A 16619-nucleotide genomic window follows, 5' to 3' on the forward strand; every position below is an offset into this window, starting at 1 on the left:
TCTCAATCAAGCGAATGAACGAAATGCGCGGCTCTGGAGCCGATGTGCGACCAGCGCGCGGCCTCGACGTCGGACGGGGCGACCACTTCGGTGCCCGCGGTGACGGCGATCGCGCCCGCCCGGAGGAAGTCGCGGGCGTTGTGGGAATTGACGCCGCCGGAGGGGATCAGGAACATGTGCGGGAACGGCCCGAGCAGATCCTCGAGGTACTGCGGTCCGAGCGCGCGGGCCGGGAAGATCTTCACCGCCGCCGCTCCCATCTCCGCCGCGGCGAGGACCTCCGACGGCGTGAACGCGCCCATGATGACCGGAATCGTGTGTGCCGCAGCCACTTCCGCGACCTCGGGACGCAACGCGGGTGTCACCAGGAACCGGGCACCGACCTCGATGGCGGCCTCGGCCTGCTCGCGGGTGGTCACGGTGCCGACCCCGATCACGGCGTCGGTGACCGCGGTGGCCTTGCTGATCGCGTCGAGCACACCGAGCGTGGTGAAGGTCAGTTCGACCGCCCGCAGCCCGGCACCCGCGAGTGCTCCGGCGAGCGCGGCCGGGTCGGGGATGTCGGGGGCGCGGACCACCGTGAGGGCCCGGTCCGCGCGGATCACATCCATGGCCTCCGACGACGAGCTGAGCAACGGGTTCATCGGGTCTCCTCCTTCGTGGTGTCCAGGCGCAGGGCGCGGCCGGCGCGTACTCCGGTCGCGATGCCGTTCTCCAGTGCGAATTCGCCGTTCACCAGCACGTGCTCGATACCGCGAGCCTGCTGTTTGGGGTGTTCGAACGTTGCCGTGTCGTGGATCGTCGCCGGATCGAAGACGACGAGGTCGGCGGCGAAACCGACCCGGATCAGGCCACGTTCGGCCAGGCGGAGTCGTGCGGCGGGTCGGCCCGTGAGGTGGTGCACGCAGTCCTCGAGGCCGAGAACGCCCAGTTCCCGGACGTAGCGCGAGAGGTAGCGCGGAAAGGTGCCCCAGGCGCGCGGGTGCGGTCGGGCGCCGACCAGCAGACCGTCGCTGCCGCCCATGTGGCCGGGGTCGACCATGATCGCGCGCACGTTCTCCTCGTGGCCGACGTGCTGCAGGATCGTGGTGGCGAGCTGGTCGCGGCGCAGCAGGTCGAAGAACACTGCCACCGGGGCGATGCCGCGCTCGGCCGCGATCTCGGCGAGCGTACGGCCGACCACGTCCGACAGTGCGTCGTCGCCGACGCCGCTGATCTGGATGGTCTCCCATTCGACGGTGACGCCGTGGCAGCCGTCGGAGCCGTTGACGTCGACATCCTCGGTGATCCTGGCGCGCTCGGCCGGATCGTCGAGGCGGGCCAGTGCGGCGTCGGGGCCGCCCGACATCGCCCAGCTGGGCAGCAGCGCGGACAGCGTGGTCGAGCCGGGCAGATAGGGATAGGTGTCGAGGGTGATATCGCACCCGTCGGCGCGGCCCTGAGCGAGCATCGCGAGGAATTCCGGTGCGCGGCCGCGGTTCACGCCGAAGTTCATGGTGGCATGGGTCAGATGCAGCGCGCAGCCGGTGGCTTTCGCCAGGCCGATCATCTCCGCGTAGGCCTCGAGCGCGCCCGCGCCGTAGGAGCGGGTGTGCGGTGCGTAGAAGCCACGGTAGGACGCGACCACCGCGCACAACGCGGCGAGTTCGCCGGTGTCGGCGTACATTCCGGGCGTGTAGGTGAGACCGCTGGACATCCCGACCGCGCCCTGTTCGAAGCCCTCGGCCAGCAGCGCGCACATCCGGTCGATCTCGGCGGCGGTGGCCACCCGCTGTTCGCTGCCGACGACGAGCATGCGCAGCGTGCCCTGCGGAACGAGGTAGGCGGCATTGGGCGTGATGCCCTGGTCGAGGCGGTCCAGGTATTGCGCGACGGTGCGCCAGTCGAAGTCGAAGTCGCCCGGGTTGCCGTTCCAGCCCGCGATCTGCTTGCGCACCACCGCGAGTGCCGCGTCGTCGATGGGCGCGTAGGACAGCCCGTCCTGGCCGATCACCTCGGTGGTGACGCCCTGGGTGATCTTCGGGAAGTGGTCGGGATGGGTGAGCAGATACAGGTCGGAATGCGCGTGCATGTCGATGAATCCGGGTGCGAGGACCGAACCCGGTTGTACCGGAACGACTCTCGCGTCGGATTCGACGGTGCCGGGTGGCGCGATCTCGGCGATGCGGCCGTCGCGGACCGCAACGTCGCCGCGCATACGTGGCGCGCCGGTGCCGTCGATGATGTCGATGTCACGGAAGAGCAAGTGCGTCATGGTCATCCGTCAGAAGTAGGTGCGGATCAGGTCGACCACGCGCGGGTCGGTCGCGTCGGCGCTGTCGATCACCGGGATGTGGCGCCACTTGTCGAACGCGGTGCAGGGATGCGAGAGACCGAGTCGAACGACGGAGCCGACCGGCAGATCGGCTGCATCGGCACCGGGCAACCGCAGGAAGGTGTGCTGATCGTTGAGCGCGGTGACCATCGCGTTCGGGGGGAGGGTGCCGCCGATCACCTGCTGGGGCACCGGCAGCCCTTCGTCGAAGGGGAAATCACGTTTGCCGCCGTCGAGCAGGGCCAGTTCCGGTTCGGGCCGCGAGACCACCCGAGCCCAGCCGTGCATGGCCGAGCGAAGGCCGGGTTCCTTGGCGGGCGCGGCGAGCGGGGAGATTCCCGCGTAGAAGCCGTCGTCGTGGACGAGGTAGGCGCCGCTGCGCAGGACCACGGTCGTCGGCACGCCGCGCGCACCCCCGGGATCGGCAAGTCCGGCGAGTTCGTCGACCACGAGTTCGGGGTAGGCGCTGCCGCCGGCGGTGACGACCGCAGGACCCGAATAGGCGCCCGCCACAACGAGTTCGGAGTGCAGCGTGGCCAGTTCGCCGAGATAGCCACGCACCGCCGCGACACCCTCGGCGCTGCGATCGTGAGCCAGGGCGCCCTCGTAGCCCGCGACACCGGCCAGGCTCAGACGCTCACTCGCACCGATGGCGGCGGCGACGGCGTGTGCTTCGGACCGGGTGCGGGCACCGGTCCGGCCGTGCGGTCCGCCCAGTTCGACCAGCACCCGCACGCGCGGACCCGCGGCGGTATCGCGCAGGATCTTGTCCATCAGTTCGACGGTGGCGACGCTGTCTGCCCAGCAGTAGAACTCGAAGTCGGCATCACGCGCCGATTCCACTGCGGCCCAAGCCAATCCGACCGGGTCGACCAGGGTATTGGCGAGCATGATCCGCCCGAGACCGAACGCGCGCCCCAGCTGCGCCTGCCACGCGGTGGCCAGGGTGATCCCCCACGACCCGGCCACGAGCTGCTCGCGCCACAGTTGCGGCGCCATCGTCGTCTTGCCGTGCGGGGCGAGGGCGACACCTGCCGTGGCGGTCCACTCGGCCATGAGGTCGCGGTTCGCGTCGAGCCTGCCGCGGTCGAGCGTGAGCAACGGCGTCTGCCACTGATCCAGACGCGGTGCGCCGGCGAGATATTCGCGCACGGTACTCCCCCACGCCGAGGGCGGCGCGCTCTTGTCACGGGGTCCGAGCGACTCGTCGGCGAGGGCGTCCACGACGTCGTTGTCGATGACCACAGCATCCCTTTCTCTTCGACCGAACCCGGGGTGGCGGCTCGATCAGCCATATCGAACAAACATTGCATATGTTGCAACGGTGGTTGCGCTGAATGTTTCTGCTCGTTATTGTGCATCTCCAGGGCAGTGACCGCAAGCACGAAAGGGCGAACAAGGTGACCCAGGCAACAACCGCTCAGCCCAGGGCGGTCACCGTCGGCGAGGGACTGGCCGTGCTGATCGCGGGCGCGGGGCCCCTGGAACAGTCCGCGCTGTTCGATCGCGGAGCGGGCGGCGCGGAGGCCAACGTGGCCGTGGTGCTGGCCCAGCTCGACGTGTCGGCGGCCTGGCTGTCGCGGGTCGGCGACGACGGCTTCGGGCGGTATCTGGTCGCCGAGCTCAGCGCGCAGGGGGTGGATGTCGCGGCGGTCGCCATCGATCCCACGCGACCCACCGGCCTGTACGTCAAGGAACGTGGTGCGGGCTCCGGCGCGGCCAACGACCTGGACGCCGACGCCAGCCGCATGCACTACTACCGCACGGGTTCGGCCGCCAGCGCGCTGTCGCCTGCCGATCTCGCGACCGGGGCGCCCCTGCTCGACGGTGCCGATCTCGTGCACTTCACCGGCATCACGCCGGCCCTGTCGGAGTCGGCGACCGAACTCACCCGCGCGCTGCTCACCCGGCCCCGGCGCGGGCTGGTCAGCTTCGACCTGAATTACCGTCCGGCAGTGTGGGGTTCGCGCATCGACGAGGCCGCCGACGAACTCGACGCGCACCTTCGCGGTGCCGACGTGGTGTTCCTCGGCGCCGACGAGGCCGAGGAGATCTTCGGCACCGGCGACCCAGCAGCCTTGCGCGCGTTGTTCCCCGAACCCGCCCAGCTGATCGTCAAGAACGACAAGCACACCGTCACCGGCTTCGAGGGCGAGTCCTCGATCGAGGTGCCCGCGCTGACGCTGGAGATCACCGAACGCATCGGTGCCGGTGACGCCTTCGCCGGCGGCTACCTGGCCGCCTTGCTGCACGGCGCGGACCTGCGCACGCGCCTGCGGTACGGCCACCTGTGCGCCGCAGCGGCGCTGACCGCGACCGACGATGCCGCGAAACTGCCACCGCTGGAAGATATTCAGCGCCTCGCGCTACTCCCCGACGATATCTGGGCCACACTGCGCTACCCCGCGGCGCTGGATGAAACGATCAGCTCATGAGTCAAAGCGTGTCGCGGGCCCTGTCCATTCTCATCGCCCTCGGCGAGAGCTCGCAGTCCCTCGACGAGCTGGCTGTCCGGCTCGGCGTCCACAAGTCGACGGTGCTGCGACTGCTGCAGACCATGCAGGCCGATCGGTTCGTCGTGCGCGACAACGCGCACCGCTATTCGCTCGGCACCCGGATGTTCGAATTGGCCAGTCGCGCACTGGAGAACCGTGATGTACGCACCGTCGCCCGCCCGCACCTGAGGGCGCTGGGCGCGGCCACCGGGCAGACCGTGCACCTGGCCGCCTACGAATCCGGCGACGCCGTCTACATCGACAAGGTCGACGCCGAACAGGCGGTGCGGATGTACTCGCGGATCGGCAGGCCCGCACCGCTGCACTGCACCGCGGTCGGCAAGGTGCTCGTGGCCGCGCTGCCACGCAGCGAATGGCCCTCGGTGGCAGCACGATTGGACTACCACCCCTTCACCACCCGCACCCTGCGCACCCCCGAGCAGTATCTGGCCGAATTGAATCTCGTTGCCGAGCAGGGGTTCGCCGAAGACCACGAGGAACACGAGAGCTTCGTCAACTGCATCGGCGTCGGCGTGCGCGACGGGATCGGTTCCGTAGTCGCCGCCGTGTCGGTCTCGGTTCCCGACGTGCTGCTCGACCATGATCAAGTGCTGGCGTTGTTGCCGCAGGTCAGGGCGACGGCCGACGCCATCTCCACCGAGCTCGGCTGGGACCCCCGCCGAGACGTCACCGCGAGGAAAGGCTGAACCACATGTCCGACAAGATCGCCGTGCGCACCTCCGACGCCCCGGCTCCCGCCCACACCTTCTCCCAGGGCGTGCGTAAGGGCCCGTTCGTCCAGGTCTCCGGTCAGGGCCCGGTGGATCCCGAGACCAACGAGTACCTGCATCCGCACGATGTCGCCGCGCAGACCACCCTCACCCTGATGAACGTCAAGGCGATCATCGACGCCTCCGGTGCCACCTTCGACGATGTGCTGATGCTGCGTGTCTACCTCACCAAGCGCGAGGATTTCGCGATCATGAACGAGGCGTACGGCGAGTTCGTCACGAAGCACACCAGCAACGGCGTGCTGCCCTCGCGCACCACCGTCTTCACCGGCCTGCCGCGCGCGGAGATGCTGGTGGAGATCGACGCGATCGCCGTCGTAACCGACTGAACCACCACGATTCCCACCATGTCGCGGACAACGCCCGCACCTGCGTGTTGAGATGGGTCCGCCCCCACACTGGGGGTGTTCGCCCCGACCCGAGGATCGCCTATGTTCGCCAAGTTCGCCCGCCCGCTCGCCGTCGCCGCCCTTGCCCTGTCCGTCACCGCGATCGGCGCAGGAACCGCGTCGGCCGCTCCCGCGCAGCCGGTCGTCGGCTCGGTGTCGATCTGCACCGGCATCCCGGTCGGACCGTTCACCATCAGCGTCTGCCTCTGAGCTCTATCCCGAGTTGCGCAGGGCGGTGGCCAGGCCGTTCATGGTGAGCAGGATGCCTCGCTTCACCAGTTCGGAATCGTCGCCGCCGCGCAGCCGGGCCAGCAGGTCGACCTGGAGCTGGTTCAGTGGCTCCAGGTAGGGGAAGCGGTTGTGGATGGACTCGGCCAGCGAGGGGTTGTCGCTGAGGAGTTCGGTGTGGCCGGTGACCGCCAGGTACATGCGGATGGTGCGGGCGTGTTCGTCGGCGATCATGGCGAAGATGTCGGCGCGCAGGGTTTCGTCGGTGACGAGCTCGGCGTAGCGGGCGGCGATGTCGAGGTCGCTCTTGGCCATCACCTGGGCCAGGTTCGACAGCACGGTGTTGAAGAACGGCCAGCGCTCGTAGAGGTCGGTGAGACGGGCGAGGCGGGCCGGGTCGTCGCCGACCCAGTCTTCGAGCGCGGTGCCGGTGCCGTACCAACCGGGCAGCATGACCCTGGCCTGGCTCCAGGCCATCACCCACGGGATGGCGCGCAGGTCCGAGACCGAATTGGTGGGTTTGCGTGAGGCGGGACGGCTGCCGATATTGAGGTCGCCGACCTCGGCGACCGGCGTGGACTCGCGGAAGTACTCGACGAAGCCGGGGGTGTCGTGCACCAGGTTCGCGTAGGCGGCACGAGCGCGGGCGGCGAGGTCGTCGAGGAGTTCGTAGGCCGGTTCGGCGTCGGCGCCGAGGCCCTCCACATCCAGTAGCGTCGACTCGAGCGTGCCCGCGATCAGCGATTCCAGATTGCGATGTGCCGCACCGGATTCGGAGTACTTCGCGGCGATCACCTCGCCCTGCTCGGTCAGTCGCAGCGAACCCCGCACCGCGCCCGCGGGTTGGGCCAGGATGGCGTCGTAACTGCGGCCGCCGCCGCGACCGACGGTGCCGCCGCGACCGTGGAACAGCCGCAACCGGATTCCCGATTTCCTGGCCACCTCCACCAGGTCGAGTTCCGCGCGGTAGAGCGCCCAGTTCGCGGCGAGGTATCCACCGTCCTTGTTGGAATCGGAGTAGCCGAGCATCACCTCTTGGCGCATGCCCGCCGCCTCGACCAGCTCGCGATAGACCGAAACATCCAGCACCGCTGCCAGAGTCGACGCACCGGCGCTCAGGTCCTCGATGGTTTCGAACAGCGGGACGATGCCGACGGGACAGCTCGGCGCGGTATCGGCGGTGCCCGGATCGAGGATGCCTGTTTCCTTCAACAGCAATGCCGCTTCGAGCATGTCGCTGACCGAGGTGCACATGCTGATGATGTAGTTCGGGATGGCGGCGGCACCGAAGGTGTCGATGACCTCCTTGGCGGCGCCCAATACCCCGAGCTCCTTGGTGGCGAGCTCGCTCAGCTGGGCGTTCGGCCCGAGAAGTGGTCGGCGCGTGAGCAATTCGGTGGCGAGCAATTCCACGCGCCCGGCTTCGGACAGGCTCGGATAGTCGGCGTGCACACCCGACCACGCCAGCAGTTCGGCGACGACCTGTTCGTGCACCTCGGAGTTCTGGCGCATATCGAGACCCTGGAGGTGGAAGCCGAAGGTTTCGATGGCGTGGCGCAGGGCGGCGAGGCGGTCGTCGGCGAGCAGCCCGTCGCCGCTGGCGCGCATGGATTCATCGATCGCGTCGAGGTCGTCGAGCACGGATTGGGGTGTCGGATACGGCGCGGCACCGGCATCGAGGCCCTGCTCGGGCAGTTCACCGAGGGCCAGCTCGGCGGTGGCACTGAGACGGCCCCGAATCGCGTGCAGCGCACGACGATACGGTTCGTCGGCGAACAGACCGGGGTCGGGATAACCGGCGGCCGCGAGCTCCGCGACCGGGGGCGTCACCTGCACCAGGCGCGCCGATTGCGACAGGGTCTTCTCGAGTTCGACCAACTCGTCCAGGTAGCGGCCGAAGGCATAGGCGGCGGCTTGTCCGGCTGCCGTGTGCACGACTTCCGCTGTGACGAACGGGTTTCCGTCGCGGTCACCGCCGATCCACGATCCAGGGCGCAGGATCGGGCGTGGCAGCAGATGTTCGGAGGGCCAGCGCGTCCGCAGCGCGGCCCGCACTTGCGCGTTGATCGCGGGAATCACGTCGTAGAGGGTCAGGTCGTAGTAGCGCAGGCCGACGGAGATCTCGTCCTGGATCCGCAGGCGCGCCAGCCGGATCAGCGCCGTGCGCCACAGGGTGAGCACTTCGCGCCGGATCCGCAGTTCGGATTCGTCGAGGCCGGACTCGCCGGGTTCGAGCCTGCGGCGCAGGCGCATGAGCTCGGTGATCTTGGACTGCACGTCGAAGACGGTGCGCCTGCGGGTTTCGGTCGGGTGCGCCGTGATCACCGGCGAGACCAGCGCGTCGGTGAGCAGGTCGGCCACCATCGCACCGTCGAGCCCTGCCGCGTCGAGTTTGTCGTAGGTGGCGGCCAGCGAGGAGTCCTGCGGCGGCTCACCGGCCGCCACGTGCGCGGCGCGTCGCCGGTCACGCTGGATGTCCTCGGCCAGATTGGCCAGCAGCACGAAGTAGCTGAACGCCCGGATCAGCGGGATCGCGACCTCGGTGGGGGTGCCGTCGAGCATATCGGCGACGGCGCTGCGCTCGACCTCCTCGCGGCGCACCCGGAACGCCTCGATCCGGACGCGCTCGATCAGGTCGAACACCTCGGGACCTTCGTGGTCACGGATGGTGTCGCCCAGGATGCCGCCGAGGAACCGGATGTCCTCGCGCAGCGGCCGGGTGGCTTCGGGTTCCATCTCGATTCGCGATTCGCCCATGGTCAGACAGTATTGCCACGGACTCGCCGACGCGACCCGACACCGCACCCGCCCCGCATGTCGTGCTCGGCGGTGGTGGTGCCGGCAAACCTAGAGTTGCCTGATCACCCGCGCGGGATTGCCCGCCGCGAAGACCCGATCCGGCAGGTCGCGGGTCACCACACTGCCAGCGCCGACCACCACGTCGTCGCCGATGATCACGCCGGGGCACACGATCACCCCACCGCCGAACCAGGCATTGTTCCCGATCCGGATCGGGGCCGCGGATTCCCATCGCTGCCTGCGCTTTTCGTGATCCTCCATCGGATGCAGCGCGGTGAGCAGCTGACAGCGCGGCCCGATCGAACAGTCGTCCCCGATGGTGATCTGCGCACAGTCGAGCAGAATCGCGTCGTAGTTGAGGAAGCTGTTCGCCCCGATCTCGATCAGGTACCCGTAGTCACACTGGAACCGCGGCATGATCCACGAGCCCTCGCCCAGCTTGCCGAGGAGATCGCCCAGCAACTCGGTGCGCCGCCCGGTCTCATCGGGCCCGGTCCGATTGAACTCGTCGCACAACCGTTGCGCCCGCTGCCGTTCGGCCACCAGTTCTGGATCGTTGTCCCGATACAGCTCCCCGGCCAGCATCCGCTGCTTCTGTTCGCCCACCCCGCCGAGTGTAGGGGCGGGCGAACAGTGCACGGCGTGATGTTTTCGGCTACTTCGCCGGGTCGACCTCGAACGTCTTTGCGATGTCGTCGAGCACTTGGTGCGCGCCGGTGAGACCGACCGAGGTCAGCCAGACCAGGTCGTCGACCGGAGTGATCTTGCCCCGCAGCTGATTCCACAGCGGGTTGGCCTCGGCGGCCGCCTTGCGCTGGGTGGCGGCGTCCTCGCCGTTGCTGGTGAGGAAGACGTAGTCGGCGTCGGCGTCGAGCAGACGCTCGGGGCTCAGCGTGATCGAGAAGTCGTTCTTCGGGTCGGTGGACTTGTCGGGCTGGTTCAGGCCGGTGTCGGCGAAGATGTCACCGACGAAGCTGACCCGCTGCATCAGCCGGTCTTCCTTGGGCAGGAAGCGCAGCAGCGACACGGTGGGCGCGTTGCCACCGTTCTTCGCCTTGATCGCCGCGCCGATCTTGGCGGCACGGTCCTGGTACGCCGCGAGCTTGGCCTTGGCGAGGTTCTCCTTGTCGATCGCCTTGGCGAGCAGCAGGAGATTTTCCTTCCAGGTGGCGCCGGTGGTCTGGCTGAACACGACCGGCACGGTGCCCGAACCGAGCTTGATGCCCTTGAACTGCTCGTACTGCTTCTCGTGCCGCACCTTCGCCGACACGATCAGATCCGGTCGGGCACCGGCCAGCTTCTCGATATCGGGGGTCTGCAGGTTGCCGATGTTCACCGCTCGCCCACCGCAGGTCTCGGCAGCGGCACCGAGGAACGCGGGCAGCTTCTCGCCCATGGCCTGGTACGTCGTGTACGCGACCACTTCGGTGTTCAGCACCAGGGCGGCGTCGACGAACGTCTGATCCAGCGCCGCGACCCGGACCGGCCGGGTGGTGATGGTGGCGGGGTCGACCACCGTGCCGACATTCGTGCCCGCCTTGTCCTTGACCGCCCCTGCCTCGATGGTGCGCGGGTAGGCGCCGCCGTCGAGGTTGCTCGCGGTATCGCAATCGCTGCCCGCGGCGCCGGTGGTTGCCCGGTCCTGGCCGCACGCGGACAGGCTCAATACGGCCGCGGCGACTACCGCGGCGGCGGCGAGCCGGCGGCTCAGTGGGGTGTTCATCGACGTCTCCCGGTTGGTTCAGAGTTTCTTAGGGTTGCTAACCTAGCGAAGCCTTACCTAATTACCAACTATGAAGAGGGATAGTGACCGCATCGCCGCCCGGAGTCGTGTTCGCCAACACGCGGTCTCGCCGGTTGCTACTCATCGCCGGATTGTTGGCCGCGGTGCTCGCGGCCGTTCTGCTCAGCTTGGCCGTCGGATCCAAATTCATTGCTCCCCTTGATGTTCTGGACGCGCTCGGCGGCACGACCGACACCGAGACCGGCGCGATCGTCAACGGCCTTCGCCTGCCACGCACCCTGCTGGGGATCCTCGCCGGCCTCGCGCTCGGCATCGCGGGCGCGGTGATCCAGGGTCACACCAGAAACCCTCTGGCCGACCCGGCGCTGCTCGGCATCACCCAGGGCGCGGCGCTCGGCATCGTCTTGGCGGTGATGATCGGCGGCATCTCGAGCCTGTTCGGTTACGTGTGGTTCGGCTTCGCCGGGGCGCTGATCGCCACCGTCACCGTGTTCGTCATCGGCGCGACGGGCCGCGGCGGACCCACCCCGGTGACCCTCGCCTTGGCGGGCGCTGCTGTCAGCTACCTGTTGCAGGGCTTGATCTCGGCGGTGGTGCTGTTCGACACCGACGTCACCGACATCTACCGCTTCTGGAAGGCCGGGTCGCTGGTCGGGTCCAACCTCGATCTGCTCGGCAAGGCCACACCGTTCGTCATCGTCGGGATCGTCCTCGCCCTGGCCAACACTTCGGCGCTCAACGCGCTCGGCCTCGGCGAGGACACCGCCCGCGCACTCGGCCATCGCGTCTTCCTGGCTCGCACCGTCGGCATCGGCTCGATCGTGCTGCTGACCGGCGCGGTCGTGGCGATCGCCGGGCCGCTCGGCTTCGTCGGGCTCGTCGTTCCGCACCTGGCGCGCGGCATCACCGGGCCCGACTACCGCTGGCTCGTGCCCGTCGCCGGGCTGCTCGGCGTGGTCATGGTGCTGGTCGCCGACATCGCGGGACGGCTGGTCCTGGACAAGGGCGAGCTGCCCGCGGGGATCATGCTCGCCTTCGTCGGCGTCCCGTTCTTCATCGTGCTGGTCCGCCGCCGCAAGTTGGTGACCATATGAGTACCGTCCGGGCGGTCCGGCTGGGACCGGTGTCATGGCAACTGCGACTTCGCACGACGGCTGTGCTGTTGGCCGGACTCGGGATTCTCGTCGCCGCGAGTTGCGTCGCGCTCGCGCTGGGCACCTACACGATGCCCGACGGAGGTCCGGTCACACCGTGGGACGTGCTCACGGTGCTCGCCGGTGGTGGCGACGACGGCCTCGCCTACGTGGTGTGGGATCTGCGACTGCCCCGGATTCTCACCGGTGCGCTGGTCGGCGCGGCGCTGGCGTTGTCCGGCGCGATCACCCAGGGCATCGCGCGTAACCCGCTGTCGAGCCCCGACATTCTCGGCGTCACCGCGGGCTCGAGCGTCGCGGCGGTCGCGGTGATCGCCCTGTCCGGCAGCCGTGGCCAGATCAGCGGCATCGCCGCCGAGATCGGGGTACCGGTCGCGTCCATGCTCGGCGGATTGCTCGTCGCGCTCTGCGTTTTCGTCCTGGCCTGGCGCGGGGGCATCGAAGGTTATCGGCTCGTCCTCGTCGGCCTCGGTGCCGGTTCACTGCTCTCCAGCGTGACCTTCTGGCTGCTCAGCGTCGGCGAAGTCGATATCGCGACCCGGGCGGTGACCTGGCTGACCGGCAGCCTCAACGGCAGTAGCTGGATCCAGGTGACACCGGTGGCGATCGCCCTCGCGCTCCTGGTGCCGGTGGTACTGGCGGGAACCCACCTGCTCGGCGCACTGCATTTCGGCGACGACACCGCCCGCTCGCTCGGTGTGCGGCTCAACGCCGCCCGCCTGACCCTGCTGGTCCTGGCCGTGCTGCTGGCCGGGGTCGCCACCGCCTCGGCGGGCGCCATCATCTTCATCGCACTCGCCGTACCCCAGGTGGCGCTGCGGCTCACCGGGTCGGCGCAGCCACCGCTGCTGACCTCGGCGCTGCTCGGCGCGGCCTTCACCGTCACCGCCGATCTGGTCGCCCGCACGCTGCTGCCCGCGGGCGAACTGCCCGTCGGAGTGATCACCGCCGTGCTCGGCGCGCCCTATCTGATCTATCTGTTGATGCGGCGCAATCGTGCCGGGAAAGCGGGCGTGTAATGACCGTTCGGCTGCAGGCCAGCGACTTGACCCTCGGCTACGGGCCGACGACTGTCGTCGACGGTCTGAACCTGGACATCACCGGCGGCACCGTCACCGCGGTGATCGGCCCCAACGGTTGCGGCAAATCCACGCTCCTGCGCGCGATGGCCCGGCTGATGCGCCCCACCGGCGGTCATGTTCACCTCGACGGCAAACGGATCGACCGCATGTCGACCAAGGATGTGGCACGCGTTCTCGGCATCCTGCCCCAATCACCGCTCGCCCCTGAGGGTCTCACCGTCGCCGACCTGGTCGCCCGCGGCAGACACCCGCACCAGCGCTGGTACCGCCAGTGGTCCGCCGACGACGAATCCGCCATCAACGAGGCCCTGACCTGGACCGACATGGTCGAGTTCGCCGATCGCTCGATCGACGAGCTGTCCGGCGGACAACGTCAGCGCGCGTGGATCTCGATGGCGCTGGCCCAGGACACCGACCTGCTCCTGCTCGACGAGCCGACCACCTTCCTCGACCTCGCCCACCAGATCGAGGTTCTCGACCTGGTCCGGCGCCTACACGCCGACGCGGGACGGACGGTGGTGATGGTGCTGCACGACCTGAATCTCGCCGCGCGCTACGCGCATCGGCTGGTCGCGATGCGCGCGGGCCGCGTGGTTGCCGCGGGAACGCCGGTCGAAGTCCTCACCGAGGAAGTGGTGGCGGAGGTGTTCGGGCTGCGAGCGAAGGTGATCGACGACCCGGTCACCGGAACCCCGCTGGTGGTCCCGATCGGACCGGTCGACACCGAGAGCTCGCCGAAACCCTGAACAGTAGGGTCATGGGGTGACATCTGGGCGGACCCGACACAACTACACCGGCACCTCGGTCGCCGAACGACAGGTCGAGCGCCGGGCGCTGTTCATCGACGCGGGACTCACCGTTTTCGCGGAGAAGTCCTACGCCAACAGTTCGCTGACCGATGTGTGCGCGGTCGCGGGCTTGTCGCGTCGGCAGTTCTACGAACAGTTCGCCGGGCGCGAGGAATTGCTCGTCGCGGTGTACGACTCCGTGCAGGACAAGGCCGGGGCGGCGGTGGCCGCGGCGCTGGCGGCGACGGAATCCGACGACTTACGCGCGCTCATCGACGCGGCGGTGCGGGCGTACACGAAGGCGATCACCGACGACATCCGTTGTGCCAAAGTCGCTTTCGTCGACATCGTCGGGGTGAGCCCCGAAATCGAGGAGTACCGGGCGCAGGTCAGGGACCGGTGGGGTGAGGTGGTCACCGCGATCGCGGCCGGGCGCGACGGGGTGCGGATGCCGCCCGGCGGCTGGCGGGTGCCGATGGCGGCGTTCATCGGGGCGGTGAACGGTGCCGTGCACCAGTGGAGCCTGGACGACCCGCGCCCGCCCGTCGACGAGCTGGTCGATGTCTTCTCCACGATCTTGAACAGCCTGATCTCCGCGGTATCTCCCGGCAGCTGATTGCGATCTACGCCACACCCGTGTCATAGTAGCCGCTATTGAGACGAAGGAGTCTCAATTCATGTGAGGACTGTGCGCGATGAAATCTCCCTTCGTCCAGCGATGGCTTGCCCTGGCCACCGGCTTGCTCGCGGCGGCAACGGTGTTGACGGCCGGACCCGTCGCGGCCGAGCCGTCGGCCACACCCCCGCCGGTGATTCCACTGCCGCCCGAATGGGATCCGGGCTTCTATCTGCCGCCCGCCGACGTGGTGGCGGCGACGGAGCCGGGTGCGATCATCGCGGTCCGGCAGGTGCGGATCGCCGATTTCGGACTCCTGCCGATCGATGTCGACGCCTGGCAGGTGTCCTATCGCTCCAACAACAGCCGTGACGAGGCGATCCCCGCGGTCGCCACCCTCGTCAAGCCCCGCGGGCAGGCACCGTCGCCGCGCAAGCTGCTGTCGGTGCAGCTGGCCGAGGACTCGACCGCAGGCTACTGCGCACCGTCCTATGCGCTGCAACATCTTTCGGTGGCCGCGGTGGCCGGCCAGATCGTCGTGCCCGCCGAGTTCCTGTTCGCGCAAGCGGCGCTGTCGCAGGGCTGGGCCGTGGTCATCCCGGATCACCAGGGTCCGAATTCGGCCTACGCGGCCGGACCATTGGCGGGCCGGATCACCCTCGACGGCATTCGCGCGGCGACCAGCTTCGCCCCGCTCGAGGCGGGACCGACCGCGCCGGTGGGGCTCTACGGCTACTCCGGCGGTTCCATCGCGACCGGCCATGCCGCCGAATTGCACAGCACCTACGCACCCGAACTGAACATCGTCGGCGCTGCCGAAGGTGGTGTCGGCGCCGATCTGGGTGCCGCGTTGAGCATGGCGAACAACCAGATGACCTCGGGTCTGGTGTTCGCGGCCGTTCTCGGCCTCACCCGGGAGTACCCCGATTTCGCGGGCTATCTCGATCAGCGGCTCGACCCGCTCGGCAAGGCGCTGTTCGCGATCAAATCGCCGCTGTGCGTGCAGTATCAGTCGGCGCTGCTGCCGTTCCTGAATCTGACCGGCATGATCGGCTCCGACGGGAACCCCCTCGATGATCCGCCGGTCGCGGCCATGCTCGACGACACCCGCATGGGCAAGTCCGTCCCCGATATGCCGTTGTTCGTCTGGCATTCCGCGTGGGACGAGATCCTCCCCCTCGCCGCCACCGACACCCTCGTCGACACCTACTGTCGCGACCCCGCCACATCGCTCACCTACACCCGCGATCACGCCAGCGAACACATCATCGCCGAAGTCGTCGGCGGCCCCGCGGCCCTGCTGTGGCTGCGCGACCGGCTCGACGGCGTCCCCGCCGCCCCTGGCTGCACCATCAGCGACGCGGGCACGATGGGCGCCACTCCCGGCGCGCTCGACTTCCTGGGCGAATCGCTCGCCGCGAAGTTCGCCACGCTCTTCGGCACTCCACTCGGCGCTCGCTGAGATCGGCGATACATATTGACGTTTGATGTCGATTTGTATCATACTCGGCCGGATCGTCGAGCCCGAGCAGGAGATAGCCGTTGACCGATAGCGCGCTGGCAGCACTGGAGATTCTTCGCGACGCAGGTCAGTTCAAGTGGTATGTCATTCCGCTCTTACTGATCGTGGTGTACATCTACTCCGTCGAGGTCGAGCGACGGAACTGGAATGTGCTGTTCGCCGGACTCGCGCTCTGGGGCATGGACTGGTTCAACGAGATCTGGAACGCGCTCGTCTTCCACTTCACCGAACGGGCGCCGGTCTGGGCCGCGAGCGGACCGACGGCCTATCAGATCCTGATCGGGCTGAATATCGAGATCTGCTTCATGTTCGCGATCATGGGGATCGCGGCGGCGAAGATGTTGCCGCCGAAACAGACTCGGATCTTCGGGCTGCCGAATCGGCCGGTGCTGATCGCGGTCAACTCGGCCGCGGCGGTGGGTGTCGAGGTGCTGCTGAACAAGGCGGGAGTCCTCACCTGGGATTGGTCGTGGTGGCAGCCGAGCTTCCCGTTCCTGATCTGGATCATCGGGTACGTGCCGTTCTTCACCGCCTGCTTCTTCGTGCACGATCTGCCGACCGTGCGAAGCAAGGCGCTGGTGGTCGGCACGATCTTCGGGATCGACGCGATCGCACTCGTCGGATTCGGCGCGGCGGGGTGGCTGTGAGACACAGGCACGCCGTGCGGCGCTGATCGCGGCGGTGGACCGGTACCCGC

Annotated in this window: 16 protein-coding genes; 10 read left to right on the forward strand and 6 right to left on the reverse strand. The window is 68.4% G+C overall.

Annotated elements, in window-relative coordinates:
* Positions 1–2: 2 nt before the first annotated feature.
* The 3 genes from ACFWPX_RS27805 to ACFWPX_RS27815 are packed head-to-tail and all read right to left on the reverse strand — an operon-like array spanning position 3 to position 3559.
* Positions 3–644 (reverse strand): bifunctional 4-hydroxy-2-oxoglutarate aldolase/2-dehydro-3-deoxy-phosphogluconate aldolase, encoded by a 642-nt coding sequence (locus ACFWPX_RS27805; protein ID WP_378930420.1) that lies wholly within the window; start codon positions 642–644, stop codon positions 3–5.
* Positions 641–2254, reverse strand: a complete 1614-nt coding sequence (locus tag ACFWPX_RS27810) for an amidohydrolase family protein (protein ID WP_378930422.1) — start codon at positions 2252–2254, stop codon at positions 641–643. Before ACFWPX_RS27810 ends, ACFWPX_RS27805 begins: the two co-directional genes overlap by 4 nt.
* A 9-nt stretch (positions 2255–2263) precedes the next feature.
* Positions 2264–3559: an amino acid deaminase gene (locus tag ACFWPX_RS27815; protein ID WP_378930424.1), complete on the reverse strand. Its 1296-nt coding sequence runs from the start codon at positions 3557–3559 to the stop codon at positions 2264–2266.
* A gap of 155 nt (positions 3560–3714) precedes the next feature.
* On the opposite strand from ACFWPX_RS27815, the gene ACFWPX_RS27820 reads away from it, so the two are divergent.
* From ACFWPX_RS27820 to ACFWPX_RS27835, 4 genes are all read left to right on the forward strand, one after another.
* Positions 3715–4749 (forward strand): sugar kinase, encoded by a 1035-nt coding sequence (locus ACFWPX_RS27820; protein ID WP_378930426.1) that lies wholly within the window; start codon positions 3715–3717, stop codon positions 4747–4749.
* The gene (locus ACFWPX_RS27825) at positions 4746–5516 is read left to right on the forward strand and encodes an IclR family transcriptional regulator (protein WP_378930428.1); all 771 of its coding nucleotides are present in this window, start codon (positions 4746–4748) and stop codon (positions 5514–5516) included. The genes ACFWPX_RS27820 and ACFWPX_RS27825 overlap by 4 nt, the downstream gene beginning before the upstream one ends.
* Before the next feature lie 5 nt (positions 5517–5521).
* Positions 5522–5929 carry a RidA family protein gene (locus ACFWPX_RS27830; protein WP_378930430.1) on the forward strand — a complete coding sequence of 136 codons (408 nt, stop codon included), beginning with the start codon at positions 5522–5524 and terminating at the stop codon, positions 5927–5929.
* 102 nt (positions 5930–6031) lie between these two features.
* Positions 6032–6199: a hypothetical protein gene (locus ACFWPX_RS27835; RefSeq protein WP_378869122.1), complete on the forward strand. Its 168-nt coding sequence runs from the start codon at positions 6032–6034 to the stop codon at positions 6197–6199.
* A gap of 3 nt (positions 6200–6202) precedes the next feature.
* Here the strand turns inward: ACFWPX_RS27835 and ppc are convergent, their stop codons facing one another.
* From ppc to ACFWPX_RS27850, 3 genes are all read right to left on the reverse strand, one after another.
* On the reverse strand, positions 6203–8974 hold the full coding sequence (gene ppc, locus ACFWPX_RS27840; protein WP_378930432.1) for a phosphoenolpyruvate carboxylase: 2772 nt from the start codon (positions 8972–8974) through the stop codon (positions 6203–6205).
* A gap of 90 nt (positions 8975–9064) precedes the next feature.
* Entirely contained in the window at positions 9065–9601 is a 537-nt protein-coding gene (locus ACFWPX_RS27845; protein WP_378930527.1) for a sugar O-acetyltransferase, read from the reverse strand.
* Positions 9602–9671: 70 nt separating this feature from the next.
* Positions 9672–10739, reverse strand: a complete 1068-nt coding sequence (locus ACFWPX_RS27850) for an ABC transporter substrate-binding protein (protein ID WP_378917477.1) — start codon at positions 10737–10739, stop codon at positions 9672–9674.
* An 83-nt stretch (positions 10740–10822) separates the two neighbouring features.
* Between ACFWPX_RS27850 and ACFWPX_RS27855 the strand changes: the two genes are divergently transcribed.
* The 6 genes from ACFWPX_RS27855 (at position 10823) to ACFWPX_RS27880 (ending at position 16569) form a co-directional block, all read left to right on the forward strand.
* A complete protein-coding gene (locus ACFWPX_RS27855) occupies positions 10823–11854 on the forward strand; it encodes a FecCD family ABC transporter permease (protein ID WP_378917475.1) in 1032 nt (343 codons plus the stop codon).
* Complete coding sequence (locus ACFWPX_RS27860) at positions 11851–12933, forward strand: FecCD family ABC transporter permease (protein ID WP_378917473.1); 1083 nt, start codon at positions 11851–11853, stop codon at positions 12931–12933. Before ACFWPX_RS27855 ends, ACFWPX_RS27860 begins: the two co-directional genes overlap by 4 nt.
* The gene (locus tag ACFWPX_RS27865; protein ID WP_378930434.1) at positions 12933–13742 is read left to right on the forward strand and encodes an ABC transporter ATP-binding protein; all 810 of its coding nucleotides are present in this window, start codon (positions 12933–12935) and stop codon (positions 13740–13742) included. The genes ACFWPX_RS27860 and ACFWPX_RS27865 overlap by 1 nt, the downstream gene beginning before the upstream one ends.
* Before the next feature lie 16 nt (positions 13743–13758).
* Positions 13759–14400, forward strand: coding sequence for a TetR/AcrR family transcriptional regulator (locus ACFWPX_RS27870; protein ID WP_378917469.1), 642 nt, complete (start codon positions 13759–13761; stop codon positions 14398–14400).
* A 79-nt stretch (positions 14401–14479) separates the two neighbouring features.
* On the forward strand, positions 14480–15862 hold the full coding sequence (locus ACFWPX_RS27875; protein WP_378930436.1) for a lipase family protein: 1383 nt from the start codon (positions 14480–14482) through the stop codon (positions 15860–15862).
* Between the two features lie 80 nt (positions 15863–15942).
* A complete protein-coding gene (locus ACFWPX_RS27880; protein ID WP_378917465.1) occupies positions 15943–16569 on the forward strand; it encodes a hypothetical protein in 627 nt (208 codons plus the stop codon).
* The last annotated feature ends 50 nt before the right edge of the window (positions 16570–16619 follow it).

It is taken from the genome of Nocardia sp. NPDC058518, assembly GCF_042719655.1.
GTDB lineage: Bacteria > Actinomycetota > Actinomycetes > Mycobacteriales > Mycobacteriaceae > Nocardia.

Excerpts from the sequence above, each read along its gene's own strand:
- ACFWPX_RS27865 (WP_378930434.1), top strand. The coding sequence starts at position 12,933 with ATGACCGTTCGGCTGCAGGCCAGCGACTTGACCCTCGGCTACGGGCCG.
- ACFWPX_RS27850 (WP_378917477.1), bottom strand. The coding sequence starts at position 10,739 with ATGAACACCCCACTGAGCCGCCGGCTCGCCGCCGCCGCGGTAGTCGCC.
- ACFWPX_RS27810 (WP_378930422.1), bottom strand. The coding sequence starts at position 2,254 with ATGACGCACTTGCTCTTCCGTGACATCGACATCATCGACGGCACCGGC.
- ACFWPX_RS27860 (WP_378917473.1), top strand. The coding sequence starts at position 11,851 with ATGAGTACCGTCCGGGCGGTCCGGCTGGGACCGGTGTCATGGCAACTG.
- ACFWPX_RS27845 (WP_378930527.1), bottom strand. The coding sequence starts at position 9,601 with ATGCTGGCCGGGGAGCTGTATCGGGACAACGATCCAGAACTGGTGGCC.
- ppc (WP_378930432.1), bottom strand. The coding sequence starts at position 8,974 with ATGGGCGAATCGCGAATCGAGATGGAACCCGAAGCCACCCGGCCGCTG.
- ACFWPX_RS27835 (WP_378869122.1), top strand. The coding sequence starts at position 6,032 with ATGTTCGCCAAGTTCGCCCGCCCGCTCGCCGTCGCCGCCCTTGCCCTG.
- ACFWPX_RS27805 (WP_378930420.1), bottom strand. The coding sequence starts at position 644 with ATGAACCCGTTGCTCAGCTCGTCGTCGGAGGCCATGGATGTGATCCGC.
- ACFWPX_RS27830 (WP_378930430.1), top strand. The coding sequence starts at position 5,522 with ATGTCCGACAAGATCGCCGTGCGCACCTCCGACGCCCCGGCTCCCGCC.
- ACFWPX_RS27875 (WP_378930436.1), top strand. The coding sequence starts at position 14,480 with ATGAAATCTCCCTTCGTCCAGCGATGGCTTGCCCTGGCCACCGGCTTG.
- ACFWPX_RS27825 (WP_378930428.1), top strand. The coding sequence starts at position 4,746 with ATGAGTCAAAGCGTGTCGCGGGCCCTGTCCATTCTCATCGCCCTCGGC.